24 protein-coding genes and 2 pseudogenes are annotated in these 25636 nt (G+C 60.7%); 10 read left to right on the forward strand and 16 right to left on the reverse strand.

Going from position 1 to position 25636, the window contains the following annotated elements:
• Nucleotides 1–10 precede the first annotated feature (10 nt).
• Genes NV64_RS13175 through NV64_RS13190 form a run of 4 tightly spaced genes read right to left on the reverse strand, consistent with a single transcriptional unit; the run spans nt 11 to nt 3835 of the window.
• Nucleotides 11–757 carry an SDR family NAD(P)-dependent oxidoreductase gene (locus NV64_RS13175; RefSeq protein ID WP_082502387.1) on the reverse strand — a complete coding sequence of 249 codons (747 nt, stop codon included), beginning with the start codon at nt 755–757 and terminating at the stop codon, nt 11–13.
• 10 nt (nt 758–767) lie between these two features.
• Entirely contained in the window at nt 768–1544 is a 777-nt protein-coding gene (locus NV64_RS13180; protein ID WP_056240354.1) for an SDR family NAD(P)-dependent oxidoreductase, read from the reverse strand.
• On the reverse strand, nt 1537–2922 hold the full coding sequence (locus NV64_RS13185; RefSeq protein ID WP_056240358.1) for an MFS transporter: 1386 nt from the start codon (nt 2920–2922) through the stop codon (nt 1537–1539). Before NV64_RS13185 ends, NV64_RS13180 begins: the two co-directional genes overlap by 8 nt.
• 31 nt (nt 2923–2953) lie before the next feature.
• Nucleotides 2954–3835, reverse strand: coding sequence for a polysaccharide deacetylase (locus tag NV64_RS13190; RefSeq protein WP_056240567.1), 882 nt, complete (start codon nt 3833–3835; stop codon nt 2954–2956).
• A gap of 401 nt (nt 3836–4236) precedes the next feature.
• Here NV64_RS13190 and NV64_RS13195 point away from each other — a divergent pair, with 401 nt between their 5' ends.
• Complete coding sequence (locus NV64_RS13195) at nt 4237–5244, forward strand: GntR family transcriptional regulator (RefSeq protein ID WP_056240361.1); 1008 nt, start codon at nt 4237–4239, stop codon at nt 5242–5244.
• A 105-nt stretch (nt 5245–5349) separates the two neighbouring features.
• On the opposite strand, the gene NV64_RS13200 is transcribed toward NV64_RS13195, so the two are convergent.
• From NV64_RS13200 to NV64_RS13205, 3 genes and pseudogenes are all read right to left on the reverse strand, one after another.
• Entirely contained in the window at nt 5350–5508 is a 159-nt protein-coding gene (locus NV64_RS13200) for a type I toxin-antitoxin system Hok family toxin (protein WP_056240364.1), read from the reverse strand.
• Nucleotides 5465–5566, reverse strand: a pseudogene (locus NV64_RS24075) (DUF5431 family protein); the annotation flags it as partial. The pseudogene NV64_RS24075 and the gene NV64_RS13200, both read right to left, overlap by 44 nt.
• Nucleotides 5567–5727: 161 nt before the next feature.
• Nucleotides 5728–6663, reverse strand: a complete 936-nt coding sequence (locus NV64_RS13205) for a LysR family transcriptional regulator (protein WP_101506086.1) — start codon at nt 6661–6663, stop codon at nt 5728–5730.
• 100 nt (nt 6664–6763) lie between these two features.
• Between NV64_RS13205 and NV64_RS13210 the strand changes: the two genes are divergently transcribed.
• Together NV64_RS13210 and NV64_RS13215 are read left to right on the forward strand one after the other, a co-directional pair.
• Nucleotides 6764–7204 (forward strand): DMT family transporter, encoded by a 441-nt coding sequence (locus tag NV64_RS13210; protein WP_056240371.1) that lies wholly within the window; start codon nt 6764–6766, stop codon nt 7202–7204.
• A complete protein-coding gene (locus tag NV64_RS13215; protein WP_056240374.1) occupies nt 7201–7662 on the forward strand; it encodes a DMT family transporter in 462 nt (153 codons plus the stop codon). Before NV64_RS13210 ends, NV64_RS13215 begins: the two co-directional genes overlap by 4 nt.
• 152 nt (nt 7663–7814) lie before the next feature.
• Here NV64_RS13215 and NV64_RS13220 read toward each other — a convergent pair whose 3' ends face one another.
• The 3 genes and pseudogenes from NV64_RS13220 to cueR all read right to left on the reverse strand — a co-directional run bounded on the left by NV64_RS13220 (nt 7815) and on the right by cueR (nt 8620).
• Entirely contained in the window at nt 7815–7964 is a 150-nt protein-coding gene (locus NV64_RS13220) for a type I toxin-antitoxin system Hok family toxin (RefSeq protein WP_056240376.1), read from the reverse strand.
• Nucleotides 7921–8022 (reverse strand): annotated as a pseudogene (locus NV64_RS24080) (DUF5431 family protein); the annotation flags it as partial. The pseudogene NV64_RS24080 and the gene NV64_RS13220, both read right to left, overlap by 44 nt.
• A 193-nt stretch (nt 8023–8215) precedes the next feature.
• Nucleotides 8216–8620, reverse strand: a complete 405-nt coding sequence (cueR, locus tag NV64_RS13225; RefSeq protein WP_056240379.1) for a Cu(I)-responsive transcriptional regulator — start codon at nt 8618–8620, stop codon at nt 8216–8218.
• Between the two features lie 309 nt (nt 8621–8929).
• Between cueR and copA the strand changes: the two genes are divergently transcribed.
• From copA to ybaK, 3 genes are all read left to right on the forward strand, one after another.
• Nucleotides 8930–11626 (forward strand): copper-exporting P-type ATPase CopA, encoded by a 2697-nt coding sequence (gene copA, locus NV64_RS13230; protein ID WP_056240382.1) that lies wholly within the window; start codon nt 8930–8932, stop codon nt 11624–11626.
• A gap of 81 nt (nt 11627–11707) precedes the next feature.
• Nucleotides 11708–12511 (forward strand): TraB/GumN family protein, encoded by an 804-nt coding sequence (locus NV64_RS13235; RefSeq protein WP_056240385.1) that lies wholly within the window; start codon nt 11708–11710, stop codon nt 12509–12511.
• 178 nt (nt 12512–12689) lie between these two features.
• The gene (gene ybaK / locus NV64_RS13240; RefSeq protein ID WP_056240570.1) at nt 12690–13169 is read left to right on the forward strand and encodes a Cys-tRNA(Pro)/Cys-tRNA(Cys) deacylase YbaK; all 480 of its coding nucleotides are present in this window, start codon (nt 12690–12692) and stop codon (nt 13167–13169) included.
• Here ybaK and NV64_RS13245 read toward each other — a convergent pair.
• Entirely contained in the window at nt 13166–14032 is an 867-nt protein-coding gene (locus NV64_RS13245; protein WP_056240388.1) for a LysR family transcriptional regulator, read from the reverse strand. The genes ybaK and NV64_RS13245 overlap by 4 nt on opposite strands.
• Nucleotides 14033–14192: 160 nt before the next feature.
• Between NV64_RS13245 and NV64_RS13250 the strand changes: the two genes are divergently transcribed.
• Nucleotides 14193–14639, forward strand: a complete 447-nt coding sequence (locus NV64_RS13250; protein WP_056240392.1) for a multidrug/biocide efflux PACE transporter — start codon at nt 14193–14195, stop codon at nt 14637–14639.
• Nucleotides 14640–14749: 110 nt separating this feature from the next.
• On the opposite strand, the gene ushA is transcribed toward NV64_RS13250, so the two are convergent.
• A complete protein-coding gene (gene ushA / locus NV64_RS13255; protein ID WP_101506087.1) occupies nt 14750–16513 on the reverse strand; it encodes a bifunctional UDP-sugar hydrolase/5'-nucleotidase UshA in 1764 nt (587 codons plus the stop codon).
• A gap of 204 nt (nt 16514–16717) precedes the next feature.
• Here ushA and NV64_RS13260 point away from each other — a divergent pair, with 204 nt between their 5' ends.
• The gene (locus NV64_RS13260; RefSeq protein ID WP_056240396.1) at nt 16718–17920 is read left to right on the forward strand and encodes an MFS transporter; all 1203 of its coding nucleotides are present in this window, start codon (nt 16718–16720) and stop codon (nt 17918–17920) included.
• 364 nt (nt 17921–18284) lie between these two features.
• On the forward strand, nt 18285–19970 hold the full coding sequence (ybaL, locus tag NV64_RS13265) for a YbaL family putative K(+) efflux transporter (RefSeq protein ID WP_056240398.1): 1686 nt from the start codon (nt 18285–18287) through the stop codon (nt 19968–19970).
• Between the two features lie 197 nt (nt 19971–20167).
• Here ybaL and NV64_RS13270 read toward each other — a convergent pair whose 3' ends face one another.
• From NV64_RS13270 to NV64_RS13285, 4 genes are all read right to left on the reverse strand, one after another.
• On the reverse strand, nt 20168–21472 hold the full coding sequence (locus tag NV64_RS13270) for an inosine/guanosine kinase (protein WP_056240404.1): 1305 nt from the start codon (nt 21470–21472) through the stop codon (nt 20168–20170).
• 270 nt (nt 21473–21742) lie between these two features.
• Nucleotides 21743–22702, reverse strand: a complete 960-nt coding sequence (gene hemH / locus NV64_RS13275; protein WP_056240410.1) for a ferrochelatase — start codon at nt 22700–22702, stop codon at nt 21743–21745.
• A 117-nt stretch (nt 22703–22819) separates the two neighbouring features.
• Nucleotides 22820–23464, reverse strand: a complete 645-nt coding sequence (gene adk / locus NV64_RS13280) for an adenylate kinase (RefSeq protein ID WP_056240573.1) — start codon at nt 23462–23464, stop codon at nt 22820–22822.
• Nucleotides 23465–23557: 93 nt separating this feature from the next.
• Nucleotides 23558–24460, reverse strand: a complete 903-nt coding sequence (locus tag NV64_RS13285; protein ID WP_101506088.1) for a DMT family transporter — start codon at nt 24458–24460, stop codon at nt 23558–23560.
• 274 nt (nt 24461–24734) lie between these two features.
• Here NV64_RS13285 and NV64_RS13290 point away from each other — a divergent pair, with 274 nt between their 5' ends.
• A complete protein-coding gene (locus NV64_RS13290) occupies nt 24735–25610 on the forward strand; it encodes a LysR substrate-binding domain-containing protein (RefSeq protein ID WP_101506089.1) in 876 nt (291 codons plus the stop codon).
• Nucleotides 25611–25636: the final 26 nt, after the last annotated feature.

The following is a 25636-nucleotide window of genomic DNA, read 5'->3' on the forward strand; positions in this document are numbered from 1 at the left end:
GGCAAATCTCCTAAGGCATGACGTCGCCGGAATTCGGCCCCAGCGTCTGGCCGGCAAACAGGTTGCCGCCCGGCTCGCTGGCCAGCAGCAGCGCCACCGGCGCAACCTCCTCCGCCAGGCCAAAGCGGCCGAGCGGCAGTTCAGCGGCTTTGGCCCGCTGCCACTGCGGATTGAGGCCGTCGATCAACGGCGTGGCGACAGGGCCTGGGGCGATGGCGTTGACCAGCACGTTGTCGGCCGAGACCTCCAGCGCCAGTGATTTGGTAAAGCCGATCACCCCGGCCTTGGCAGCGGCGTAGTGGCAGAGTTCTGCCCCACCCTTGATACCCAGCTGTGAGGCAATATTGATAATGCGCCCCCAGCGCTGCTGGCGCATCAGCGGCAGCGCCCGCTGCGAAGCGAGAAACACGCTGCGCAGATCCACCGCCAGCATCTGATCCCACATCGCCAGCGTAATCTCCTCGCAGCGCGCCTGGCTGAGCATGCCGGCATTGTTGACCAGCACGTCGATACCGCCGAAGCGCGCGACGCAGGCGTCCACGCCGGCCCGTGCGCCCGCCACCTCAGCCACGTCAGCGACCACGCCGTAACACTCGACGCCCTGCTCACGGCAGGCGCTAACCTGCCGTTGCAGCGTCTCTGCGTTGCGATCGCTTAACAGCAGCCGCGCCCCTTCACGGGCAAACAGCAGCGCAATCGCCGCGCCGATACCGCTGCCCGCTCCGCTGATCGCTACCCGTTTTTGCTCTAACTGCATGATGACCTCCCTAATCCGGCCAGCGTACCGTCAGGCCGCCGTCGATGACCAGGCTTTGCCCGGTGAGATAACTGCTCTGCGGACTGGTGAGGAAGCTAATCACCTCCGCCACTTCTTCCGCCCGCCCGACCCGCCCGAGCGGGATTGCCCGTGCGGCTTTGGCCAGTCCTTCCGGCCCCAGCGAGTTCTGTTTATCCAGCGACTGCGGCGTTTCGATCAGGCCAGGGATCACCGCGTTACAGCGCACGCCACGCGCCGCCAGCTCCACCGCCAGCGAACGGCACAGACCGGGGATCGCCGCTTTGGCCGCGGCGTAATGCGCGTGATCCTGCCAGCCGTAAACGCCACCGGCGATGGAGGAGACCGCCACCAGGCTGGCCCCCTCCGTCAGGTGCGGTGCAGCGGCGCGGAAGCAGCGCATGACGCCGCTGAGGTCGACGTTCAGCATCTCGTCCCAGCGCGCGTCGCTCATCTCCGCAATCGGCGCGCGGCGCAGTACCCCGGCGTTGGCCACCACGTAATCCAGCCGGCCGTAATGAGCCAGCCCGGCGCTGACCCACTGCTCCACCGATGCCGTGTTCGCCACGTCGAGCGGCAGCCACAGCGCGTCACCGCCTGCGGCTTCAACCTCTGCCGCCGCCTGCTGCGGGTCGTGCGGGTCGGCCGGGTAGTAACCGGCGACCACCCGTACGCCACGCCGGGCGTAGACCGTTGCCAGCGCCAGGCCAATACCGCTGGCCGCGCCGCTAATCAACGCCACCGGGGCGCTGGCTGAACCTTTATTCATGAGGAGCTCCTTGCAGTTGGGCATTAACCGGCGGCGTCACCGCGGCGGTGGTTTGCGGTAGCTGGCGCGCCAGCAGGATCACCATCCCGGAGATAAAGCACGGCAGCGCGCCGAACCACAGCGCCGCGTCCTGCCAGTTGCCGCCTTTGCTCAGAATGGTGGTGGTGCCGATGCCGGCAATGATCGCGCCGACCGGACCCATCGCGCCAATCAGCGAACCGGCGGTGGCGCGGATGGCGGTCGGGAAGCTTTCGCTGATAAACAGCAGCGCCGCCGCGTACGGGCCAATCAGGAAGAACAGGCCGAGGCTGTAGAGCACCACAATGGTGGCAAAGTTGTCCGGGCAGAACAGCATGCCGGTAAAGGCTACGCCGCCGAGCATCCAGCCGACCGCGATAGTGTTGCGGCGGCCAATACGGTCGCCCAGCCAGCCGTGCGCCAGGTAGCCACAGTAGCCGACCAGGTTAGACATGATCAGGATCAGCAGCGAGTTGTTGAACGAGATGGCGTGGGTTTTGGTGATCACCGTGGTGCCCAGCACGCTGAAGATCTGAATTGCAAACCAGTTGAGGAGCACCGCACCGCCGAGTACCAGCGTGGCGCGCAGCGCAGGCCCGCGGAATGCGGCCGCCAGGCCAGCGCTTTTATGCTCGTCATACTCCACCGCATAATCGCTGGCCACCTGACGGGCGTCGTTCTCGTTACCGGCTTCACGCAGCTGGCGAATATGCCGGTGCACCTCGAACTGCGGCGTCTCTTTCAGCTTCAGCGCCAGAAAGGCAATCACCAGCGACGGCAGCGCGGCAAAAACAAAGCTGCCCTGCCAGCCGATCAGCGGCATCAGGACCGCAGTCAGCGCCGAGGCCACCAGCGCCCCCACCGGCCAGCCGCCCTGCACCAGACTGTAGATAAAGCCTTTACGCTTGTTGAGCTTCGGATCGTCCAGCGCGGTATACAGCTCGGACAGGTAGGTGGCGTTGACGGTCTGCTCGGCATAGCCGAGGCCGGCCACTGAACGAATGGCGGTCAGCGCGCCTTTGCCCCAGGCACCGCCGACGGCTGTCAGCAGCGAACAGAGCGCCGCGCCGCCCACGGTGATCACAATGCCCATCCGTCGGCCAAGCCGGTCAACCAGCGGACCCACGGCCAGCGCGATCACCGCCCCGCCCACCGCCACCAGGGTGGCGATCTCCGACTGCTCCACTTCGCTCCAGCCAAAGTGTGCGCCGATCTCCGGCAGCAGCGTACCAAACAGAATAAAGTCATAGACGGCAAAGACCCACGCGAAGAAAGCAATCCAGGTTGCGAATGTTACGTCCCTGCGGGTCAGCTGCTGCGGCTGCCAGCCGTTGACACTGCGGCGTTTAAAGATGCTCATATTGCTCTCACTGTTCCGGGTTAGGGGGCGGTCAGCCGTGGCGCGGGTAGCGCTTCAGGTGGTCGTCGGCGATCTCATCGAAGGTGACAAAACGCACCCCTTCGTGGCTCTGGATGTGCTTAATCAGGCGTTCCAGCATCAGCAGCACCTGCGGGCGGCCGGAGACGTCGGGGTGAATGGTCATGGTGAACACCGCGAAATCATTTTCGCGATACACCCAGTCAAACTGATCGCGCCACATCTCTTCCAGATGGCGCGGGTTAACGAAGCCGTGGCTGTTGGGGGATTTTTTGATAAACATCATCGGCGGCAGATCGTCGAGATACCAGTTGGCGGGGATCTCCACCAGATCCGTCTCCTCTCCGCGCACCAGCGGCTTCATCCAGCTGTCCGGGTGCTGGCTGTAGTCGATTTTGGTCCAGCTGTCGCCAACGCGAACGTAGTAAGGGTGGAAGTCGTTGTGCATCAGGCTGTGATCGTACTTGATGCCTTTTTTCAGCAGCAGCTCGTTGGTGACGTTGCTGAACTCCCACCAGGGGGCCACGTAGCCGGTCGGCCGTTTACCAGCCAGCTCGGTGACCAGTTCGATGCTGCGATCGAGGATCGCCTCTTCCTGCGCCGGGGTCATGGCGATCGGATTTTCATGGCTGTAGCCATGAATGCCGATTTCATGGCCGGCCGCCGCCACCGCCTTCATCTGCTCCGGGAAGGTCTCGATGGAGTGGCCCGGAATAAACCAGGTGGTGCGCAGGTTATGCTCGGCAAACATCTTCAGCAGGCGAGGCGATCCGACCTCACCAGCGAACAGCCCGCGCGAAATATCGTCCGGTGAATCCTCACCGCCGTACGAGCCCAGCCAGCCCGCCACCGCATCCACATCGACGCCAAATGCACACAGAATTTCTTTAGCCATGATCTTCTCTCCGTCCGTCTGGGTAACGCTGGCCGGTGCCAGCAGATAATCGGTTATTATCTCACCCATAAAATGTATCTTTTTTTTAAATGTACATTTAGGCATTGCAATAGAGATGCCAGGTTGATCACGGTTAGCGCGAAAGGATCGCTCGAAATTGTGAAGATACCGGCAAATACCGACGGAGAAGCGTAATGAAATGCCCGCATGCACTGGCATAATTTTGCTGAGTGACTGGTTTTTCTTGTCTGTTGATAATGAATTTTTGATTTAATGATCCAATACCGTGCAATGCTGCACCATCGACAGGCAGGCGGGTGAATTGATCGTACCCCGCCCCGGCGAGCGGCACGATATGTCATACTGCGCGTTATCAACCAGCAGGAGCGGCGATCCCCAGGATGCTTAACGACAGCGACGGAACTCAGACAGAAGCGCGTGCGGCCGCACGCTATGAGGTGATCCGCCAGGTACTGCAGCAGGCCATCGTCTCGCAGGCGGTACCGGACGGGCTGGTTTTACTGGAAGGGCCGCTGGCGCAGCTGTTTGGCACCAGCCGGGTGCCGGTGCGTCGCGCGCTGGGGCTGCTGCACGAGCAGGGGTTGATTGCCCGTTTTGAGGGGCGCGGCTTTATTGTCGCCGCAGACGGGCAGGACGTGGAGCCGCAGCGCATCGCCCTGACCCGCAGCGTGCTGGGACTCGACCAGGAGCGCGAGCTGGTTGACACCCGCAGCGCCGGGGAGCAGGTGCTGGAGAGCCTGCAGCAGGCGCTGTCGACCTGCATGGTGTTTGGCCACTATCAGCTCAACGAGGGGCTGGCCGCTGAGTTTTACAACATCAGCCGCAGCAGCATCCGCGAAAGCCTGATGCGCCTGCGTGACAAGGGGCTGGTCGAGAAAGAACCCTACGCGCAGTGGCTGTCCGGCCCGCTGACCGCCCGCGAGATCGCTGACCACTATGAGATCCGCGCCAGCCTGGAGCCTTTCGCCCTGCGCAAAGCCGCGCCGCTGATCCCGCAACGGCAGCTGCTCGATAATTTACAGCGGCTGTCGCAGTTGAAAGGGCACCAGATTACCGCCGCCACGCTGGAACAGGTGGAAGACGACCTGCACTTTGCCTGCCTGCAGCCGGCGGGCAACCGACCGATGCTGGAGATGCTGCGGCAGAGTCAGTCCCCGCTGATCGTGACGAGGATCTTCTACGAAGTGCTGGCGCTGCCGCTGGAGCAAACGGTGATCGATGAACACCGGCTGGTGTATGAAATGCTGCTGAAGGGCAGCTGGGACCTGGCGGCGATGAGCCTGCGTGAGCATCTGGAGCGCGCGCAGGCGCGAACGCTGCAAAAACTTAAGGTGCTGTCAGTACTGCCGGTCCCGCAGCTGCCGCCTTATCTGCACCGGCTAAGCTGAAAAAAGGGCTCCCCAGTTGCCCGGGAAGCCCTCTGTAAAAGCGCTTGTGCTGAACCAATATCATCAGCTGCCTGAAAAGGCGGGGTTTCCCCCGCCTCCAGGTTGCTACTTACCGGATCCGCAGACCATAAAGGCTGCCACCTCCCTGGTTTCATCCCGGTAACGGATTTCGCACAGCGATTTCCGCGTCAGGGCAGTGAATATCAACAGCGTTAAACACACCGTTAACACGCACCAGAACAGGGTACTGCGTGGCAGTTTCATGGTCGGCATCTCCTTGCCTTGCGGCAGGTAAGAGGCTATCCTGATGATGTGTGGTCATACAGGGGCCTCGGGGTTAATTGGAAAATTAACGTCGGGGCTTTCTGCATTCTGCCTCACATCCACTGACACTGTTGCCAGCAACCTGAGGCAGAAGCCTCAAGCGCCGCGCTGATTATACCGCCTTTATAATTCCAGTAATTGTCGTAAAAAATCCAAAAATCAGCGGTTCCGCCAGTTGAGCGGTGAGCCAAACTTCTCGACAAAAAAATCCACCGTTGCCCGTACCTTTAGCGGCAGGCGTCGCGATTTGGGCCAGACGGCGGCGATCTGCGGCTGCTCCAGGGTAGTCGCACACTCAAAGCCCTCCAGCAGATTAATCAGCCTGCCGCTGCTCAGGTGTTCACCACTCATCCAGTCGGGGAACAGCACCATTCCCATGCCGTTCAACGCCGCCGTCAGCAACGTGTCGGCATTGTTCGAGGTCAACACCGGATTCAGGGGATAGTGCCGCCAGCTTTCCTGTCCACGGCGGAAGTACCAGCGGTTCAGCCCCTGCGGGCCGTTAAAGGCCAGGCTGCGGTGAGCGGCGAGATCCTCAGGCGTTTCCGGCCTGCCGTAGCGCGCTACGTAAGCGGGTGACGCCAGCAGCGAGTTGATCTGCGGGCCAAAGATCCTCGCCTGCAGGCCGGAGTCGGCCAGCACGCCAATGCGAAAAATCAGATCGGCCCCTTCACGATGCGGCTCGATATAGCTGTCGGTCTGGGTCAGATCGACGCGGATGCGCGGATAGCGCTGATAAAGCTCGGCCAGCCACGGCGCAATATGCCGCTGACCAAACACCACCGGCGCGTTAATGCGCACCAGACCAGACGGTTCGCTCTCTTTCTCCTGCAGTTCGGCCTGGGCGTCAGCGAGTTGTGCCAGCAGGGTGCGGGCATGGGCTGCAAAGATACTCCCAGCTTCCGTCGGCACCACCGCGCGGGTGTTACGGTGGAACAACTGCTGGCCCAGTGAGCTTTCCAGCTGGTTGATGGTACGCGTCACCAGCGACGCGGAAACGTCTTCCCTGCGGGCAACCAGTGAAAAACTTTGCAGGTCGAAAACGGCGACAAACAGGCGCAGCGCGCGGAAGTCGATCTGGTTTAGCATGTTCATCTCATCGGAATATGAAAAAGTATTTTCTGCATTATAGCGTTTTTCAACATAACCGGTTCGGCTACCCTACTGCTCCTTTTTGAGCGAAGACATTGTCCTGATGCAAATACTGTTAATTATTCTGGTGGTACTGGCCGGCATGGGTTTGTCGGTAGAAGGCGGCCTGCTTGGCCCGCTGGGTGGGGAGGTCGGGCATCTGTGGGCGACCTTCAGCATTTTTGGCATCGGCACCGCGCTGGCGTTTTTGCTGATGCTGTTTTTCGGCCCGCGCGACGCGCCCTCCTTCTTCTCCCGACCCGGCTGGCAACTTACCGGGGGGATTTTAGGCCCGGGGTATGTGGTGATCCTGACTCTCGCCTCACCGGTGATCGGACTGGCGATGACCATGATCGGCATTCTTGCCGGGCAGATTTTTAAGAGCCTGGCCATCGATCATTTTGGCTGGTTCGGCAGCCCGCGCAGGCCGGTTAACGCCAGAAGGCTGGTTGCTCTGCTGCTGATTGTTGTTGCGCTGGGGCTGATTGCCGGAGGTAAAGCATGATTTTACTGATGATCTTACTGAGCCTGGTGGGCGGTGCGCTGCTGAGTATTCAGGCCGCGATCAACGGCAGGCTGGGCAGCGCGGTAGGCACCTTCCGCAGCGCGTTTCTGACCTTTGCTATAGGTGCGCTGATCACCGCGCTGTTAATCGTCTTCTTTGAGCCCAAACAGACGGTGACGTTGCTGGATGTGCCGAAATGGCAGCTGCTCGGTGCGCTGTTCGGCGTACCCTATGTGGCAATTATGGCGTTTGCGGTGCCGCGCATCGGCTCAGCGGTGGCGACCGTGGCGGTGATTACCGGGCAGATTGCCATGAGCCTGATGATTGACAGCTTTGGCTGGCTGGGTAACGCGCAGATCCCGTTCTCTGGCAGTCGCGGGCTGGCGGTGCTCTGTCTGGTGCTGGCGCTGTGGTTTATCTACACCAGCAATACGACTAAGGAAAGCGAGGCCGACTGATGATTGAGAGGTCATTGACTTCAATCGGTAATCTGGAAGACAGAAAAAGGGCTTCCCGATGTTAAGAGAAGCCCTTTATAAAGACGCTTGTGACGCCCTGGCATCATCAGTTTCCTGAAAAGGCGGGGTTTCCCCCGCCTCCGGGTGGCTACTTACCGGATCCACAGGCCATGGATGCCGTCCCTGAAGCCATCTTTATAGCGGATTTCGCACAGCGACTTCCGCATCAGGCCGGTGAATATTAACAGCGTTAAACACACCATTAATACGCACCATAACAGGGTACTGCGTGGCAGTTTCATGGCAGGCTTCTCCTTGCCTTGCGGCAGGTAAGAGGCTATCCTGATGGTGTTTGGTCATACAGGGGCCTCGGGGTTAATGGGATAGATTAACTTCGGGGCTTTTCTGCATTCTGCCTCACACCAACCGGCACTGCTGCCAGCAGCCTGAGGCAGAAGCCTCAAGCGCCGCGCTGATTATACCGCCTTTAAGATTCCAGTAATCGTCGTAAAATATCCAAAAATAGCCGGCGTTCGGTTCGGCCTGACGTTCGTCACGTTGCTTTCTGGCAGCAGCCTGCCAGATGATTGATGATCGGGCAGTCGGCGCTGTCATCGCCGGGGCAGCTGGCGGCGAGATCCAGCAGGCGCTGGCGCATCTCTGTTAGCTGTTGGATATGGTTCTCAATTTCGCTGACTTTCTCCAGGGTGCGTGCCTTAACGTCGGCGCTGTGCCGGGCGGGATCGTTAAACAGCCCGACCATTTCGCGGCACTCGTCAAGGTTGAACCCCACCTGGCGCGCCTGGCGCAGCAGCGTCAGCTCTTCCAGATGTTTCGGCCCATAGGTACGGTAGCCGTTGTCGCCGCGCAGCGGCGGCGTGACCAGCCCCTTCTCTTCGTAGAAACGGATCGCTTTACTGGTTAATCCGGTCTTTTTCGCCACATCGCTGATATTCATCGCTTCTCCACAGGCTGGCCGTATCTCTGTCATCACTCTTATTCTACATATCCTCAGGTATCACGCACGCCTGCTGCCGCCGCTGGCAGACGCAGGCCTGATAGCCGCTGCCACGCCGAAAAAAACCAGACGCACACGTTGCTTACCCGGTTACTCAGCAACACTCGCCGCTGGCAGACCCGATGCCCGCAGCAGTGCAGGCAAACCCGCGGCATAGCGTGTGGATCCTGTTCTTCACGTTAACATTTGACCTTCCCCTTGCGGGAAGGTTTAACCTTGTCTGTGATGTCCCACTCACAGGAGAGAATTATGACCGATACCATTCATCTTGCGCTGGATGGCCTGACCTGCGGCCACTGCGTAAAACGCGTGAAAGAGGCGCTGGAAAAACGCGATGACGTGCAGCATGCAGACGTTACGGTCGATGCAGCGCAGGTAACCGGCAGTGCCAGCGGTGAAGCGCTGATCGCCGCGGTTGAATCCGCGGGTTATCACGCCACGCTGGCCACGGAGGCCGCGCGCCCAAAGGCTGACCCGCTGACAGAATCAGAATCTCAGCCGGAAGCGCTGACAGCGGCGGCGTCGAAGCTTCCGGCGAAAATGACCGGCATGCACAGCGCTGCAACGCAACCGCTGCGCGTTGTCGGCATCCAGCCCGCCGTGCGCGCGAAGCAGGCTGGTCGGGATGCGCTTTCTGCCAAAGCAGGCAAAACCGAAGAGAGCATTCAGGCCCCGGCGGCGGGGATAACCGACAGCAGCAGCCAGGCTAAGTCGGCGATGCCCGACGACAGCCACCAGCTGCTGATCGAGGGAATGAGCTGCGCCAGTTGCGTCAGCCGGGTGGAGAAGGCGTTAACAAACGTGCCCGGCGTCCGTCAGGCACGCGTCAATCTGGCCGAACGCAGCGCCCTGGTGCAGGGTACGGCCACGCCGGCCATGCTGACTGAGGCCGTGAGCCGCGCCGGCTACGGCGCGGAAATTATTGAAGATGAAGGCGAGCGCCGCGAGAAGCAGCAGCAGAGCGCGCTGGCGGCGATGCGCCGTTTCCGCTGGCAGGCGGCCCTCGCGTTAGCGCTGGGTATTCCACTGATGATCTGGGGGATGCTCGGCGACAATATGATGCTGACCGCCGACAACCGCAGCCTGTGGCTGGGGCTCGGCGTCCTGACGTTAATGGTGATGGTGGTAGCCGGTGGCCATTTCTACCGCAGCGCCTGGCGTAGCCTGCGCAACGGCGTGGCGACCATGGATACGCTGGTAGCACTGGGCACGGGCGCGGCCTGGCTCTACTCCTTCAGCGTTAACCTGTGGCCGCAGTGGTTCCCGATGGCGGCGCAGAACCTTTATTACGAAGCCAGCGCGATGATTATCGGGCTGATTAATCTTGGCCATATGCTCGAACAGCGGGCACGGCAGCGCTCCTCCAGGGCGCTGGAGCGGCTGCTGGATCTGACCCCGCCTGTCGCCCGCGTGGTGACGGAAAACGGTGAACGCAGCCTGCCGCTGAGCGAGGTGCAGCCGGGGATGACGCTGCGGGTCAATACCGGCGATCGCGTGCCGGTGGACGGCACCATCGTGCAGGGCGAGGCGTGGCTGGATGAGGCGATGCTGACCGGCGAAGCGCTACCGCAGCAGAAGGCGGCGGGCGATACGCTGCACGCGGGAACGGTGATGCAGGACGGCAGCGTGCTGTTTACCGCCGATGCCGTAGGTAAGAACACCACCCTGGCGCGAATTATTCAGCTGGTACGCCAGGCACAGAGCAGCAAGCCGGAAATCGGCAGGCTGGCGGACCGCATCTCGGCGGTGTTTGTGCCGGTGGTGGTGGCCATTGCGCTGGTCAGCGCGGCGGTCTGGTACCTGTCTGGCCCGGCACCCCAGCTGGTCTACACCCTGGTGGTTGCCACCACCGTGCTGATCATCGCCTGCCCCTGTGCACTCGGCCTGGCCACGCCGATGTCGATTATCGCCGGCGTCGGCCGCGCCGCCGAGTTTGGCGTGCTGGTGCGCGATGCCGACGCATTGCAGCAGGCCAGTACGCTGACCACGCTGGTGTTTGATAAAACCGGCACCCTGACCGAAGGGGCACCTAAAGTGGCCGAGGTGCTGCTGTTTAACGGTGCGGAGCTGTCGCAGGTGCAGCTTCAGGCCGCAGCGCTGGAGCAGGGCTCCGGCCACCCGCTGGCCCGGGCTATTCTCAGCCACGCCGGGCTGGCGACGCTGCCGGAGGTCGCTCAGTTCCGTACCCTGGCGGGCCTGGGCGTCAGCGGCTTACTTGACGGTGTGCCGCTGCTGCTGGGCAACCGGGCGCTGATGGAGCAGCAGCAGATAGACACCGCACCGGTTGCGGCCGCGCTGGAGCAGCAGGCCAGCCTGGGCGCGACGCCGGTGCTGCTGGCCGCCGCAGGGCGCATCGTGGCGCTGTTCGCCATCCGCGACCCGCTGCGCAGTGAGAGCGTTAACGCGCTGCGACGCCTGCACCAGCGTGGCTATCAGCTGGTAATGCTGACCGGCGACAATCAGCTGACCGCGCAGGCGGTGGCCCGTGAAGCCGGCATCGATCGGGTGATTGCCGGGGTGCTGCCGGACGGTAAAGCGCAGGCGATTCGCGAACTGCAGCAGCAGGGCCAGCGGGTGGCGATGATCGGCGACGGTATCAACGATGCCCCGGCGCTGGCGCAGGCCGACGTCGGCATCGCCATGGGCGGCGGCAGCGACGTGGCAATTGAAACCGCGGCGATCACGCTGATGCGCCAGGATCTGAATGCGGTGGTGGATGCGCTGGCGATCGCTAATGCCACGCTGCGTAATATGAAACAGAATCTGCTGGGCGCCTTTATCTATAACGCCTGCGGCATCCCGATCGCCGCCGGCGTGCTCTATCCACTGACCGGCACCCTGCTCAGCCCGGTGGTGGCCGGGGCGGCGATGGCGCTGTCGTCGATTACCGTGGTCAGCAACGCCAACCGCCTGCTGCGCTTCCGGCCGCCGCAGGATAAGGTGTAAAATCACGCGGTTGTAATCTGTCCATCAGTCACTTATCAGGCTAGCATGGGGGTTCCGGGGCTATAAGGTGGAAGAGAAGCGATGGGCAAATTTATCCGCGACCTGCGGGCGTGCTGGCGCAGGATCTGGCAGGAACCCTGTGGTTACCCTGCGCTGGATATTACCCTGCCCCACTGCCAGCTGCATCTGGTCGGCAGCATCCATATGGGCACCCGCACCATGCAGCCGCTGCCTGAGGCGCTGCTGGCCCGGCTGGCGCAGGCCGATGCGCTGATTGTGGAAGCCGATATCACCCACGCCGCCTCGCCGTTTTCTGAAGCCGAGGTCTGCGCGCCGCTCGCGGAGCGGCTGACGCCGCAGGCGTTCAGCGATCTGCAGCAGCGTTGTGAAGAGCTGGGGATCGACGCGGCCCGCGTGGAGACGCTGCCCGCCTGGCAGGTGGCGCTGATGCTGCAGGCGCAACAGGCGCAACGTCTCGGGCTGCATGCCGACTGCGGAATTGACTACCAGCTGCTGCGGGCTGCCCGGCAACAGCAAAAGCCGATTATCGAGCTGGAAGGAGCAGAAACCCAGCTGGCGCTGCTGAAATCACTGTCGGATAACGGCTTACCGCTGCTGCTGGATACCCTGCAGCACTGGCAGGTGAACGCCCGCCTGCTACAAACTATGATCGGCTGGTGGCTGGCTACGCCGCCGCGGCACCGCGACCGCTTCGCCCTGCCGGATACGTTCAGCAGCGGGCTTAACGAGCTGCTGATGCACCAGCGCAACCGCCAGTGGCAACAGACGCTGCGCCAGCTGCCGCCGGGGCATTATGTGGTGGCGGTCGGGGCGCTGCATCTTTACGGGGACGGCAATCTGCCCGACCTGCTGCAGGAAAAATAAAAAAAATGGCCGGTATCACTACCGGCCAGTCAATAAGGAAATTTTTATGATTTTGGTTGTCAGCCAGCACGGGTGCTGACGCGGGGCAGATTGTCGCGCAAAGTGCACTTTTTCGCCAGTACTTTTATTCATCAAATCAAGACTTGTGACTCACCAGCATAAAAGAGGGATGACCGCGATGACGCCGGCAGTAAAACTTCTCGAAAAACATAAAATTAATTTCACCATCCACGCGTATGAGCACGACAGTAACGAAACCCATTTTGGTGAAGAGGCGGTACGGAAACTCAATCTGGACGCCGCGCAGGTGTACAAAACCCTGTTGGTGGCGCTGAACGGTGACAACAAAACCCTCGCAGTGGCGGTGACGCCGGTTGCCGGGCAGCTGGACCTGAAAAAGGTGGCGAAGGCGCTGGGCGCGAAAAAGGCCGAGATGGCCGATCCGCAGGCGGCGCAGCGCAGCACCGGCTACCTGCTGGGGGGCATCAGCCCGCTGGGGCAGAAAAAACGGCTGCCGACGGTGATTGACCAGCCGGCGCAGGCGTTTGCCACCCTGTTTATCTCCGGCGGCAAACGCGGGCTGGATCTCGAACTGGCCCCCGGCGATCTGGCGGCGCTGCTCGATGCGCGCTTTGCGGATATCGCTAAACACGATTAGTCAGCAGTCTGCGCAATCAGCTGGTCGATCATCCAGCGCCCGGCCGGGCCTGGCGGTGCGCGCCGGGACCAGGCAACGTCCACCTGGATGCGCTGCGGCCAGCCCGCCACCGGCAGCTCGCGCAGCTTCTGATGACCAAACTGTTCGTCCATCCAGCGCGGCAATACCGTCCAGCCAAATCCCTGTTCGGCCATCTCCAGCAGCAGCAGGTAGGAATCTGCCAGCCAGACCTTTCCACCGGATACCGGCACCGGCGCGGTCATCAGCCGCAGCCTGAGCTGCCGTTCGCGCTGCAGATCCGCTTCGCTGACCAGCGGCTGTTGCGCCAGCGGGTGGTCGCGGTGCAGGTAGATCGCCATCTGCGCTTCAACCTGCAGGCGCTGCACGCTGATATCGGCCGGATAGCGCGGCTGCACCCGTATCACGCCAACGTGCGCCCGCCCGCTCTGCAGCAGGTCAATCACATCGTCGTCTTCGGCAATCATGCACTCGAACTCAATCTCCGGGTAGCGGCTGGCCAGCCGCTGCAGCAGCCGTTCGTGGTGATCGGCCTGCCAGAAATCAGAAATCGCCAGCCGCAGGTGCGGCTCCACCTCGCCGGCCAGCCTTATCGCCAGGTCATCCAGCTTTGCCGACGCCGCGAGGATCGCCTGCACCTGGGCCAGCGTGCGCTGGCCGTTTTCGGTCAGCACCGGCGTGCGCGCCTCACGGTTAAACAGCGCGTAGCCGAGATCGCTTTCCAGGTTGGCGATGGCGGTGCTGATGGTCGACTGGCTTTTACGCAGCGCGCGGGCCGCGGCCGAAAAGGAACCGCTTTCAACGGTTTGCACAAAGGCTTCGAGAGATTCCGGGGAGTAGCGCATCAATGTATCGCTTTTATCGATGGATATTCATTTTATCTTAGCAGAAAAATCACAGAAAATAGCTGATGTCACGGGCCGGAAGCGGGCCCGCCCAGGCAGGCGAAGTGAGAGTTAACAGACAGGAACGTCGCCGTCTGCCGTTAAACCTTAAGGAGTTACCATGTCTGTACGCACGCTGAAAGAGCGAATTTTACACGCGGTCGGTTTTGAAGCCGTCGCGCTGGCGATCGTTGCCCCCACCGCCGCCTGGCTGATGGATAAGCCCCTGTTTCAGATGGGTGCGCTGGCGATTATGCTGTCCACGGTGGCAATGCTGTGGAACATTATTTACAACGCCGGTTTCGATCGCCTGTGGCCGCGCGAGCGCGTTACCCGCGGCCTGAAGCTGCGCGTGGCCCATGCGCTGGGCTTTGAGGGCGGTTTTATTCTGATCGGCCTGCCGCTGGCCGCGTGGATGCTGGATATCGGCCTGCTGCAGGCGTTTATGATTGAGATCGGTTTCTTCCTGTTCTTCCTGCCGTATACCGTGGTGTACAACTGGGTGTATGACAAACTGCGCGACCGTCTGATCGGCGCGCGTCAGAAGCGCGCCGCCTGTCGGTCATAACGCCCGCGTGGCGTAATCAAAAACGGGTTCTCGTCATGGTGAAGAGAACCCGTTTTTTTATGCCCTTAGCAGCCGGTCATTGCGGCCTGTTCCGCATCCTAATCCGCCTGTTATTTTGCGGATGCCGTCGCGGCGTTGGCCGGACCATTCACCGGCGGTGAGGAGATAGCAGGCAGATCGCTTTTCGCCGTTGCGTCCTGCCCGGATGCCGCACTCTCTGCCTGACGATAGACAATCTCCCCGTGCGGCTGGTAGTCGGCCGCCTTCAGCGGCGAGTGGCCCGCGATGTACTGCTTCAGCACTTCGGCATCAACAAAACCGGTATTAACGTAGCTGGGCTGTTTGTCGACCGCCGGCCAGCCGTCACCGCCGGTGGCGTTAAAGCTCAGCGTCGCCATGCGATAGGTTTTATCCGCCTGCAGCGGCTCACCGTTAATCTTCACTTCGCTGACCCCCTTGCCATCGGCCACCAGGCTGACACGGGCAAACTGGGCGTAAGCACCGGAATCCACCTGCTTGTTGGCCACCACCGCCAGATACTGCTCAACCTCGCGGCCGGTCATCTCCACGTACACCAGCGTATTACCAAACGGCTGCACCTTAAGCACGTCTTTGTAGGTGATATTCCCTTCGTCAATGGAATCACGCACGCCGCCGCCGCTCATCGCCGCAAAATCGGCGTTGGTCCGTTCAATCTGCCCCTCAAGGATCAGCCGCGCCATGTTGGTCTGCACAAAGCGCACTTTGCTGCGATCCCCCTCCAGCCGCCCGTCGGTGCTGCCGATTTTTACCCCCAGCTGCGCTTCACCCTTTTTCTGGAACGGGGTCAGCAGCTTCATCATCGCTGGATTTTTGGCAATTTCCGGCGTGTAGTTCACCCAGGTGGTGCTGCCGTCAGCGTTGGTGACCTTATGCCTGAGGTTGATCGGCACCAGCTCGTAGTGTTCAAGACTGAGCTTGCCGTTGCGGAAGGTGAAGTCCGCACGGCCAATGTATTTGCCCCACTCGTGCGCCTGTACGATCCAGGTGCCGTTCTGCCGGTCCGGCACACACGGGGTACCCGGCACGTAGTCGGCCTGTTTCACATTCTCTTTTGCCATGCAGACCGGGTCCTGCGAGTGGCCGCCGACGATCATATCCAGGTAACCTGCGGGCAGGGCACGTGCCATTTCAACGTCACCCGGTGCGTTAGAGCCATGGTTGCCGTTATCGTAGTGGCCCATATGGGTGGCGGCGATAATCACGTCCGGCTTCTCTTTTTTACGTAACGCCTCCACCACCTTTTTCGCCTCATCCGCCGGCTTATGGAATACGATGTCGGTGAAGTTTTCCGGATTGCCGATTTTGGCGGTGTCGTCGGTGGTCAGGCCGATCACCGCAATTTTCAGCCCCATGCGGTTAAACAGCGCATAGGGCTGGAACAGGCGCTTGCCGGTACTTTTTTCATAGATATTGGCCGAGAGCAGTGGAAACTTCGCCCATTTCTGCTGCTGGCGCAGCACCGACAGCGGGTTATCAAACTCATGGTTGCCGATCGCCATCGCGTCATAACCGATCAGGTTCATGCCGCGGAAATCCGGCTCGGCGTCCTGCAGGTCTGATTCCGGCACCCCGGTATTGATATCGCCGCCGGAGAGGATCAGCGTGGCCCCACCGTGCGCCTGCACCTCCATGCGGATCTGGTCCATCATGGTTTTCTGCGCGGCCAGGCCGTACTCGTCGCGTTCGTTGTTCCAGAAACGACCGTGGTGATCGTTGGTGTGCAATACGGTAAATTTATAGGTGCGATCTTTGACCCACGCCTGCGCCATTAGCGGGGCGCTCACCAGTGCCAACGCCAGCACGCTGAGGATCTGTTTTTTTACTGCCGCCATCTGCCTCTCCTTGTTGAATAACCGCGATTGCCCTGACCGGGCAGTGATGAAAAATCAGACAAACGGCCGCGCCGTTCATCAAGGGTGTAATTATGCCGCAGGCATAGATCAAAAAAGTCATTATCACGCACAAGATAGTTGGTTATAAAGGAAGATTCCCTGCAGTTCACCCATTAAAACAGATAACGATGACAGGTTAATTTTATGGCAAGCGAACGTACTCTCTCCTCCCCGCCCGCCGCACCGGCGCGGCGTACCGCCTTTGGCATTCTTGGCGCTATCAGCGTTGCCCACCTGCTGAACGATATGTTGCAGGCGCTGATCCTGGCGATCTACCCGCTGCTGCGCGCCGACTTCTCGCTGAGCTTTGTACAGATCGGCCTGATCACCCTGACCTTTCAGGTCACGGCCTCGCTGCTGCAACCGGTGATTGGCTGGTACACCGATAAACACCCGCAGCCGTGGTCACTGCCGATTGGCATGGGCTTTACCCTGGCCGGGCTGGCGCTGCTGGCCACCGCCGGCAGCTTCCCTATGATCCTGCTGGCGGCAGCACTGGTCGGCACCGGTTCGTCGGTGTTCCACCCGGAGTCGTCGCGGGTGGCCCGTATGGCCTCCGGCGGGCGTCACGGGCTGGCCCAGTCGCTGTTCCAGGTCGGCGGTAACGCCGGCAGCGCGCTCGGCCCGCTGCTGGCCGCGCTGGTGATTGCCCCTTACGGCCGCGGTAACGTCGGCTGGTTTACGCTGGCCGCGCTGCTGGCGATTGTGCTGCTGCTGCAAATCAGCCGCTGGTATCAGGCGCAGCACCGCGCGGTGAAGAGCCAGCCGGCACCGGCCGTCAGCCCGCTGCCGCGCCGCAAGGTAGCACAGGCGATTAGCATCCTGCTGCTGCTGGTATTCTCCAAGTACTTCTACCTCACCAGCCTGAGCAGCTATTACACTTTCTACCTGATGCAGAAATTCAGCCTGTCGGTGCAGAGCGCCCAGCTGCACCTGTTCGTGTTTCTGTTCGCCGTGGCGGCCGGTACGGTGATCGGTGGGCCGATCGGCGATAAGATTGGCCGTAAGCGGGTGATCTGGGCGTCGATTCTCGGCGTCGCCCCGTTTACCCTGCTGCTGCCGCACGTCGGATTGTGGTGGACCGGCGCGCTGTCGGTAATTATCGGCTTTGTGCTGGCGTCGGCCTTCTCGGCGATTCTGGTCTACGCCCAGGAGCTGATGCCGGCGCGTATCGGTATGGTTTCAGGGCTGTTTTTCGGTTTTGCCTTTGGTATGGGCGGCATCGGGGCGGCGGTGCTTGGCCTGGTAGCCGACCACACCGGTATCGAACGGGTCTATCAAATCTGCGCTTATCTGCCGCTTCTCGGCATTCTCACCGCTTTCCTGCCTGATAACCGCCATAAATAGTCCCTTACCGGTGCAAATGAGTGAAGTTTGCACCGGTTCATACGGCGGTAACATCAGTCCTGTTCGCCGATAAGTGGGAGAAATCGCACGTTCTGCCTGGTTTACCGCTGTGGCTGATATTTTTTTCGATTATGGCCAATTATTACAAGCGCCTCACCCGATTATGCCATACACTGAAAACTTACAACTGGACACAATTTTTGCTCCGATTAATTCCAGTTGCAGGAAAACGGCAAGCCCGTCAGTCCCGCGGGCACTCGCCAGTGCCTGTCATATTCAGCTCCCGGATGGGGCTGATTCGCCAGGTACCGCCAGCGTATCTGCAACGCGAAGTATGACGACCAGGCATTTAAAGGAGACAGGCATGCACCATACTACCCCGCTTATCACCACCATTGTCGGAGGCTTAGTTCTCGCCTTCCTCTTCGGTATGCTGGCTCACCGCCTGCGCATCTCTCCTCTAGTCGGTTATCTGCTGGCCGGCGTGCTGGCCGGCCCGTTTACGCCGGGTTTTGTCGCCGATACCAATCTGGCCCCCGAACTGGCCGAGCTGGGCGTGATCCTGCTGATGTTTGGCGTTGGTCTGCACTTCTCGCTAAAAGATCTGATGGCGGTAAAGTCGATTGCCATTCCCGGTGCTGTCGCCCAGATTGCGGGTGCCACGGTGCTGGGAATGGGGCTGTCATGGGCGCTGGGTTGGTCGATAATGACCGGGCTGGTGTTCGGGCTGTGCCTGTCCACCGCCAGTACCGTGGTGCTGCTACGTGCGCTGGAAGAACGGCAGCTTATTGACAGCCAGCGCGGACAGATCGCCATCGGCTGGCTGATTGTTGAAGACCTGGTGATGGTGCTGGCGTTAGTGCTGCTGCCTGCCATCGCCGGGATGTTCGAAGAGGGCAAGGCCAGCGTGACGCTGGTGCTGTGGGACCTGCTGCTGACCATCGGCAAGGTGGTGGCCTTTATGGTGCTGATGATGGTGGTGGGCCGCCGGGTGGTACCGTGGATCCTGGCGCGCAGCGCCGCCACCGGCTCGCGTGAGCTGTTTACCCTGGCGGTGCTGGCGCTGGCGCTGGGTATCGCTTTTGGCGCGGTGGAGTTCTTCGATGTTTCCTTTGCATTAGGTGCCTTCTTCGCGGGTATGGTGCTGAACGAGTCTGAGCTAAGCCACCGGGCGGCGCACGATACGCTGCCGCTGCGCGATGCGTTTGCCGTGCTGTTCTTTGTGTCGGTCGGCATGCTGTTCGACCCGATGATCCTGGTGCAGGAGCCGCTGGCGGTGCTGGGCGCGCTGGCGATTATCGTGCTGGGTAAGTCACTGATTGCCCTGTTCCTGGTACGGCTGTTTGGCCACTCCAGGCGCACAGCGTTGACCATCTCCGTCAGCCTGGCGCAGATCGGTGAGTTTGCATTTATTCTTGCCGGGCTCGGCGTCAGCCTTAATCTGCTGCCGGAAACCGGCCGTAACCTGGTGCTGGCCAGCGCCATCCTGTCGATCATGCTGAATCCGATTCTGTTTGCCCTGCTGGAACGCTATCTGCAGAAAGCCGAAACCGTCGAAGAGCAAACCCAGGAAGAAGCGATCGAGGAAGAGAAGCAGATCCCGGTTGACCTGTGCAACCATGCGGTGCTGGTCGGCTACGGCCGCGTCGGCAGCCTGCTGGGCAAGCGGCTGACGGAAGCCGGGATCCCAATGGTGGTGGTGGAGAACAGCCGCCCGCGCGTGGAAGCGCTGCGTGAGCAGGGTATCCGGGCGGTGCTGGGCAATGCCGCTCGCGAAGATACGATGGACCTGGCGCGACTCGACTGCGCGCGCTGGCTGCTGCTGACCATTCCTAACGGCTACGAAGCCGGGGAGATCGTCACCGCCGCCCGGCAAAAACGCCCCAACATTGAGATTATCGCCCGCGCCCATTACGACGACGAGGTCGACTATATTATGGAACGCGGTGCCGACCGCGTGGTGATGGGCGAGCGGGAAATTGCCAACAATATGCTCAATCTGATTCTGGTCGAGCCGGAAGAGACTAAAGCCAGCGAGTGCCCGATCTGACAGTCACCGGATAACGGTTAAACGCGCCCCTGTGTTTAGCCGTTATCTGATGCCCGCCCGGGAAACGTGAACTGTACCTTCGTCGGTTGGGTGTACAACCTTTAGGGTGCAATTCAGACGGGCGGGCCTCTGCGATTAACACGCTTACAGGGAAAAACGACGCGCTTTACAGGCTTCGTTGATCCCCATGTCGATGCTTACCGTTCCCAGTAAGACTCTTCCAGGCTGTCTTCGCGCTCCGGCAGGCCGCGGGTCAGGCGCGGGGAGTGCTGGTTCAGCACCTGATAGCTGACGCGGTTGGCGTATTTACACACCTGGGCCAGCGACGAGTAGGTCAGGTAGCTGCGGCCATGCTTGCTCGAGTTGGGCACGTTGCTGCGGTGAAAGTTATTGGCGGTGATGTCGTGTAATAACGCCGCCAGCGCACCGTCCCCTGCCCCGTTGGTGTTCATGATCTTCTCCGGCCCGCCCATGTACGGCGCAATGTGCGAGTAGATGCGCAGCGGCTGCTCACAGTCCTGGTGGCGCATCGCGCGGCTGAACTCATACTGGTTAAACTCGGCAATCGCCCCCGGCAGCAGCGGGTGCTGGGTGGTGCGTTTGCCGGACTCTTCGGTAAAGCCCGCCATATACAGCCCGTTCGGCCCGGCGGTACAGAGCACCAGGTCAACCCAGTCGAGGGCGATATTGGCCGCCTGCAGCGGATCGCGCTCGCCGGTCAGCTCAAAGGCTTCATCCTCATTCATCGCCACGATCGAAACGTGGTCGCGCAGGAAATCACGCCAGAACTGCGGGTTGTCGGCAATCACGTATTTGGTGCCCAGCGTCAGCACCACCGGCACGTTATGCTTTTTGGCATAGCTAATCGCCTGCATGGTGGCGGCGGGCATCGGTTCGCCCGGTTTGCAGCGCACTAAATAGGAGGTCAGCACCAGCGCCGATGCGCCGGCGATCACCGCTTCCGGCACGCTCTCCGCCCGCAGCTGGTTCATCATCCCCGGACTGATGGCGAAGGTGCGTTCGCCGTTATCGCCAATCAGCGTAAAGCAGCGGCCGATAGCGCCGTCCACGCCCTGAAGGTAGTTAAGATCGGTACGGCTGGAGGTGTTGCACAGGTAACGGTAAGCATAGCCGCCGATCTGCACGTTATTGCACATCACGCCGAGCAGCACCGAGCGGTCGTCCGCCAGCACCGAGTAGTTATGCAGGGTGTTACCGATGGTGCCGCCGGCAAACTGGTGGGCAATCAGGTTTTCGCGCACCAGCTCGGCGTACAGCGCCTCGGCCACGTCATCTTCAATCACCAGCGAGTGGCCGAAGCTGAGGCCGTAGCGGGTGACGAAGTCATCGTCCACCTTCGCTTCAATATCCACGAGGATCTGGTCAATACCGACGATCCAGCTGCTGGCCGACTCGTTTTCCGGCTGGACCGGTTGCAGCAGCGGGTCGCGCGCGCTGACGGGGAAATAGTGTTTGGACTTACGTTTGCCGGGGAATTTCATAATTGCTGACTACGGGCAGGGAAACAGAGGGCGATGATAGCACAGTTGCGCAACGCGTTGACCGTCTCAGCAACCGGTCGGGCGGATTTGCGCAATCCGGTGGCGTTTCGCGGGCCGTAAGCAGGCCTCGGGGATTTGGCAGGTCTGCCAGGTCTGATTAATGCCTCTGGCACAGCGGTAACGGCAACAGGGCCGTTAACGCTTATCGCCGGTGAAAAGCCTGACTCAGCACAGACTGGCTTATCAGCTGCCGTTCACCGGCGGGGGCCGTCAACGGTAAGCGTTAACCAGCTCCAGCATCATGGTGATGTGTTCTTCGTCGTCGTTCAGCGCCGGAATATATTCAAAGCGCGTGCCGCCCGCGTGCAGGAAGATCTCGCGGTTTTCTCCGTTGATCTCTTCCAGCGTTTCCAGACAGTCAGAGGAGAAGCCCGGGCTCATAATCTGCACGTGCTTAATGCCTTTGGCCGGCAGCCCCTTCATGGTTTCGTCGGTGTACGGCATCAGCCAGGGTTCGCGGCCAAAGCGCGACTGGAAGGTGAGCATCGCTTCGCTTTCACCGAGGCCAAGCGCGGCCTTAAGCGCGTCGAAGGTGTCATAGCAGCGCTGCGGATAATCATCACCCTCGTCGGCAAAACGCTGCGGTATGCCGTGGAAGGAACCCACCAGCAGGTCCGGCTTGCCGTGTTGCGTAAACGAACGTTGCACTGAAGCGGCCAGCGCGGCGATATAGGCCGGATGCTCGGCGTAGTCGCGGATAAACTGCACGGTCGGCAGGCTACGATAGCCGGCAAAGACTTTTGTAATACCGTCCCAGACCGCGGCAACGGTGGAACAGGAGAACTGCGGGTAAAGCGGCAGCACGATCAGCCGGTTTACGCCCTGCGCCATCAGCTGATCCAGCGCGCTTTTCAGGCTCGGGTTGCCGTAAGACATCCCCAGCGCCACCGGCATGTCCAGCCGGGCGGCCAGCGCATCGCGCTGGCGCTTGCTGTAAACCAGCAGTGGCGAACCTTCTTCCGTCCACACCGAGGCGTAGAGCTTCGCTACGCGCGGTGAGCGAATCGGCAAAATACCGAGATTCAGAATCGGCCACCACAGCCAGCGGGGCGAATCCACCACGCGCGGGTCACTGAGGAACTGTTTCAGGTAGCGTTTGACGGCGGGCGTGGTGGGGGCATCAGGCGTGCCTAAATTCACCAGCAGTACACCGGGCTTATCTTGCCGCATGGTTCATCCTTTCATGGCAAACGGAGGAAATGAAAACGAGGCTTATTCTAGCGGAAAATGGCGGGGGATGTAGCTGTTGCTGTAACAGGGGCCGACAATCGTCGGCCCCGGAACGGATTAACCGAGGATTTTAGCCAGCTCGGCGCTGACTTCGGCTACCTTACGGGTGCCGTCGATCTTGTGGTACGCGGTGTTACCGGCGGCCGCTTCTTTGCTGTAGTAAGCAATCAGCGGTGCGGTCATCTGATGGTATTCCACCAGGCGCTTACGCACGGTCTCTTCCTGATCGTCCTTACGGGTGGTCAGCTCTTCGCCGGTCGCATCGTCTTTACCTTCAACCTTCGGTGGATTGAAGGTGACGTGGTAGACGCGGCCAGAAGGTGTGTGCACACGGCGGCCAATAATACGCTCAACGATCAGTTCGTCAGGTACCGCGAATTCCAGCACGTTGTCGACCCTGATACCGGCGTCCTTCATGGCATCCGCCTGAGGGATGGTGCGCGGGAAGCCGTCCAGCAGGAAACCGTTGCGGCAGTCTTCCTGAGCGATGCGCTCTTTGACCAGCGCAATCACCAGTTCGTCAGTCACCAGTTTACCGGCATCCATAATCTCTTTGGCCTGCAGCCCCAGTTCTGAGCCTGCTTTCACTGCAGCACGCAGCATGTCACCGGTGGAGATTTGCGGAATACCGTATTTCTCCATAATAAACTGGGCCTGAGTCCCCTTTCCTGCACCCGGAGCCCCGAGCAGAATAATACGCATTGCGTAAATCCCCTTGCGAATTGCTTTAAAGTTCATGATATCTGAGGGCAAGAACATACCATCATGCCCCGCGCATCACAAGGTAACAGGAACTTATCCCGCATCGGCCAGGCCCGCCGGCGCGCCCTGTCGGCGGGCATGCAGGCTCTGTGAGATCACCGCGATGATAATGATGCCACCGCCAATAACTGCCTGAATCGTCGGCACTTCACCAAGGAACAGAAACATCCATAACGGTGCCAGCGCGGTTTCCAGCAGCAGGAACAGCCCGGCGTTGGCCGGTGAAACAAATCGCGTCGACAGCGTAATTAATCCCATCGCCAGCGGCATAACCAGCGCACCTTCGGCCACTACCCAGCCAACCTGCGCCGGGCTGAGCTGTTCCAGGCCGCTGACCAGCGTGCCGCCGGACCACAGTGCGATCAGGACCGAAGCCAGTACCGCCCCCAGCGAAGGCAGCACCAGCGTTCCGCCGCTGACCCGCGAGCTGAAGATAAAGGCCAGCGCCATTGAGACCGCCGTACCCAGCGCAAACAGGTTGGCGACGGCGCTGTCATCAACGCCGCGGCCGGACATTACGATCGTCACCCCAGTCATTGCCGCCAGCGCGGCCAGCATGACGCTGCGGTCGCTTTTTATGCCGAAAAATAGCCGGGAAATAAGCGCAGAGATAAACGGCGTGGCGGAGATAATCACCAGCACGGTTGCCACGTTGCCGCGGTTCAGCGCGTTAACAAAGCAGGCCGATGAGACGCAAAAAAACAGCGTGGAGAGCACGTTGTCCCTGGTCAGCCAGGGCGAGCCAAGCATGCTACGGCTCTGCCGCCAGCAGCACCACACCAGCAGGCAGATCCCCCACATCAGCACGCCTCTGAGGGCGACGATCAGCCAGGAGTCGGCAATACCCATCATGCGGATAAACACCGAATCGGTGCTGAGGATGATCCCACCCAGAATACCGATCATATTGCCGTTCAACGGCAGCATATTGCTCATTTTTCATCTCCCAAAATTCTCCCGATTTCCATTCCCGGCACGGCCGTGAAACGGCCGAAGGGACAGCAGGCTACGTTATTGTGCAGTGAACCTCCGCTGTACTGAGCGGAGATACACAGGACCCCCCTGTAACTTCAGATAACAGACTGACACAGTGCTACCCGTGATTCTCCTGTGAACGTGATGATAACCAGTTGAGAGTAGGGAAAACGGGCTGGACTTTAAAATGATATAAACAGACACTTACTGTGAATTTTTCTAACAGGGCAGGCCTATGCCAGGACTTCCATCACTGCGCGCGCTGCGCTATTTTCACCAGGCAGCGCTGCATCAAAGTTTCAGCCTGGCGGCGCAGTCGCTCAACGTGACGCACAGCGCGGTCAGCCATCAGATCAAGCTGCTGGAGGAGTGGCTGGGTAAACCGGTGTTTTTACGAACCAGTGGCCGGGTGCAGCTGACGTCGGACGGGGAGCGCCTGAAGGTGTGCTGCATGCAGACCTTCAGCCAGATTGAGACCACCTGTGAGAAGATCCGCACGCGCAATCTGCACAGCCTGACCGTATCCTGCGCGCCGAGTTTTCTGGCGCAGTGGCTGATCCCGCGCATCAGCCGCTTCAGCGAGCGCCACGGTGAGATTGCGCTGACCTTTCAAACCCACGTCGATATCGATAAGGTACGCAGCGAACACACCGACGTGCTGATCCTCAGCCACGAGCAGGCGTTGCAGGAGGATATTGCCGCCACGCCGATCGCCGTCGATAACATCGGCCCGGTGTGCGCCCCCTCCCTGGTTAAAGGCTTTACCGTTGAAACCGACTTCTCCACCCTGCCGCTGCTGCATGCCGATACCAAACCGCATGCGTGGGCCGAGTGGGCGAAAAAGACCGGTGCGCGCGGGGATTTCTGGGCCGGACGCCACTTTGATAACCTGACGCTGGCGATTCAGGCTGCGCGCAACGGCATGGGCATCATCATGACGCCGCAGATCCTGGTGAAGAAAGAGATCCGGGAAGGCACGCTGATTGCGCCGCTGGGCTTTGCCGAAGTGGATCGCGCTACCTGGATGATGGTGAAAGCCTCGCGCAGCGAGGAGCGGGAGATCGGCCTGTTCCGCCGCTGGCTGCTGGAGGAGGCGGTGCTGGCGGGCTGAGTCACTGCAGGAATGCAGGCGGCAAC

Origin of the sequence: Erwinia sp. B116, from assembly GCF_002865965.1 — a bacterium.
Taxonomy (GTDB): domain Bacteria; phylum Pseudomonadota; class Gammaproteobacteria; order Enterobacterales; family Enterobacteriaceae; genus Erwinia.

Bases quoted from the DNA above. Each gene is read 5' to 3' on its own strand.
- NV64_RS13215 (WP_056240374.1), top strand. From the start codon at position 7,201: ATGATTTTACTGATGATCTTACTGAGCCTGGTGGGCGGTGCGCTGCTG.
- NV64_RS13185 (WP_056240358.1), bottom strand. From the start codon at position 2,922: ATGAGCATCTTTAAACGCCGCAGTGTCAACGGCTGGCAGCCGCAGCAG.
- adk (WP_056240573.1), bottom strand. From the start codon at position 23,464: ATGCGTATTATTCTGCTCGGGGCTCCGGGTGCAGGAAAGGGGACTCAG.
- NV64_RS13250 (WP_056240392.1), top strand. From the start codon at position 14,193: ATGTCTGTACGCACGCTGAAAGAGCGAATTTTACACGCGGTCGGTTTT.
- NV64_RS13205 (WP_101506086.1), bottom strand. From the start codon at position 6,663: ATGAACATGCTAAACCAGATCGACTTCCGCGCGCTGCGCCTGTTTGTC.
- NV64_RS13195 (WP_056240361.1), top strand. From the start codon at position 4,237: ATGCTTAACGACAGCGACGGAACTCAGACAGAAGCGCGTGCGGCCGCA.
- NV64_RS13285 (WP_101506088.1), bottom strand. From the start codon at position 24,460: ATGAGCAATATGCTGCCGTTGAACGGCAATATGATCGGTATTCTGGGT.
- hemH (WP_056240410.1), bottom strand. From the start codon at position 22,702: ATGCGGCAAGATAAGCCCGGTGTACTGCTGGTGAATTTAGGCACGCCT.
- NV64_RS13290 (WP_101506089.1), top strand. From the start codon at position 24,735: ATGCCAGGACTTCCATCACTGCGCGCGCTGCGCTATTTTCACCAGGCA.
- ybaL (WP_056240398.1), top strand. From the start codon at position 18,285: ATGCACCATACTACCCCGCTTATCACCACCATTGTCGGAGGCTTAGTT.
- NV64_RS13175 (WP_082502387.1), bottom strand. From the start codon at position 757: ATGCAGTTAGAGCAAAAACGGGTAGCGATCAGCGGAGCGGGCAGCGGT.
- cueR (WP_056240379.1), bottom strand. From the start codon at position 8,620: ATGAATATCAGCGATGTGGCGAAAAAGACCGGATTAACCAGTAAAGCG.
- NV64_RS13210 (WP_056240371.1), top strand. From the start codon at position 6,764: ATGCAAATACTGTTAATTATTCTGGTGGTACTGGCCGGCATGGGTTTG.
- copA (WP_056240382.1), top strand. From the start codon at position 8,930: ATGACCGATACCATTCATCTTGCGCTGGATGGCCTGACCTGCGGCCAC.
- ushA (WP_101506087.1), bottom strand. From the start codon at position 16,513: ATGGCGGCAGTAAAAAAACAGATCCTCAGCGTGCTGGCGTTGGCACTG.
- NV64_RS13260 (WP_056240396.1), top strand. From the start codon at position 16,718: ATGGCAAGCGAACGTACTCTCTCCTCCCCGCCCGCCGCACCGGCGCGG.
- NV64_RS13245 (WP_056240388.1), bottom strand. From the start codon at position 14,032: ATGCGCTACTCCCCGGAATCTCTCGAAGCCTTTGTGCAAACCGTTGAA.
- NV64_RS13180 (WP_056240354.1), bottom strand. From the start codon at position 1,544: ATGAATAAAGGTTCAGCCAGCGCCCCGGTGGCGTTGATTAGCGGCGCG.
- NV64_RS13190 (WP_056240567.1), bottom strand. From the start codon at position 3,835: ATGGCTAAAGAAATTCTGTGTGCATTTGGCGTCGATGTGGATGCGGTG.
- NV64_RS13270 (WP_056240404.1), bottom strand. From the start codon at position 21,472: ATGAAATTCCCCGGCAAACGTAAGTCCAAACACTATTTCCCCGTCAGC.
- NV64_RS13220 (WP_056240376.1), bottom strand. From the start codon at position 7,964: ATGAAACTGCCACGCAGTACCCTGTTATGGTGCGTATTAATGGTGTGT.
- NV64_RS13200 (WP_056240364.1), bottom strand. From the start codon at position 5,508: ATGAAACTGCCACGCAGTACCCTGTTCTGGTGCGTGTTAACGGTGTGT.
- NV64_RS13235 (WP_056240385.1), top strand. From the start codon at position 11,708: ATGGGCAAATTTATCCGCGACCTGCGGGCGTGCTGGCGCAGGATCTGG.
- ybaK (WP_056240570.1), top strand. From the start codon at position 12,690: ATGACGCCGGCAGTAAAACTTCTCGAAAAACATAAAATTAATTTCACC.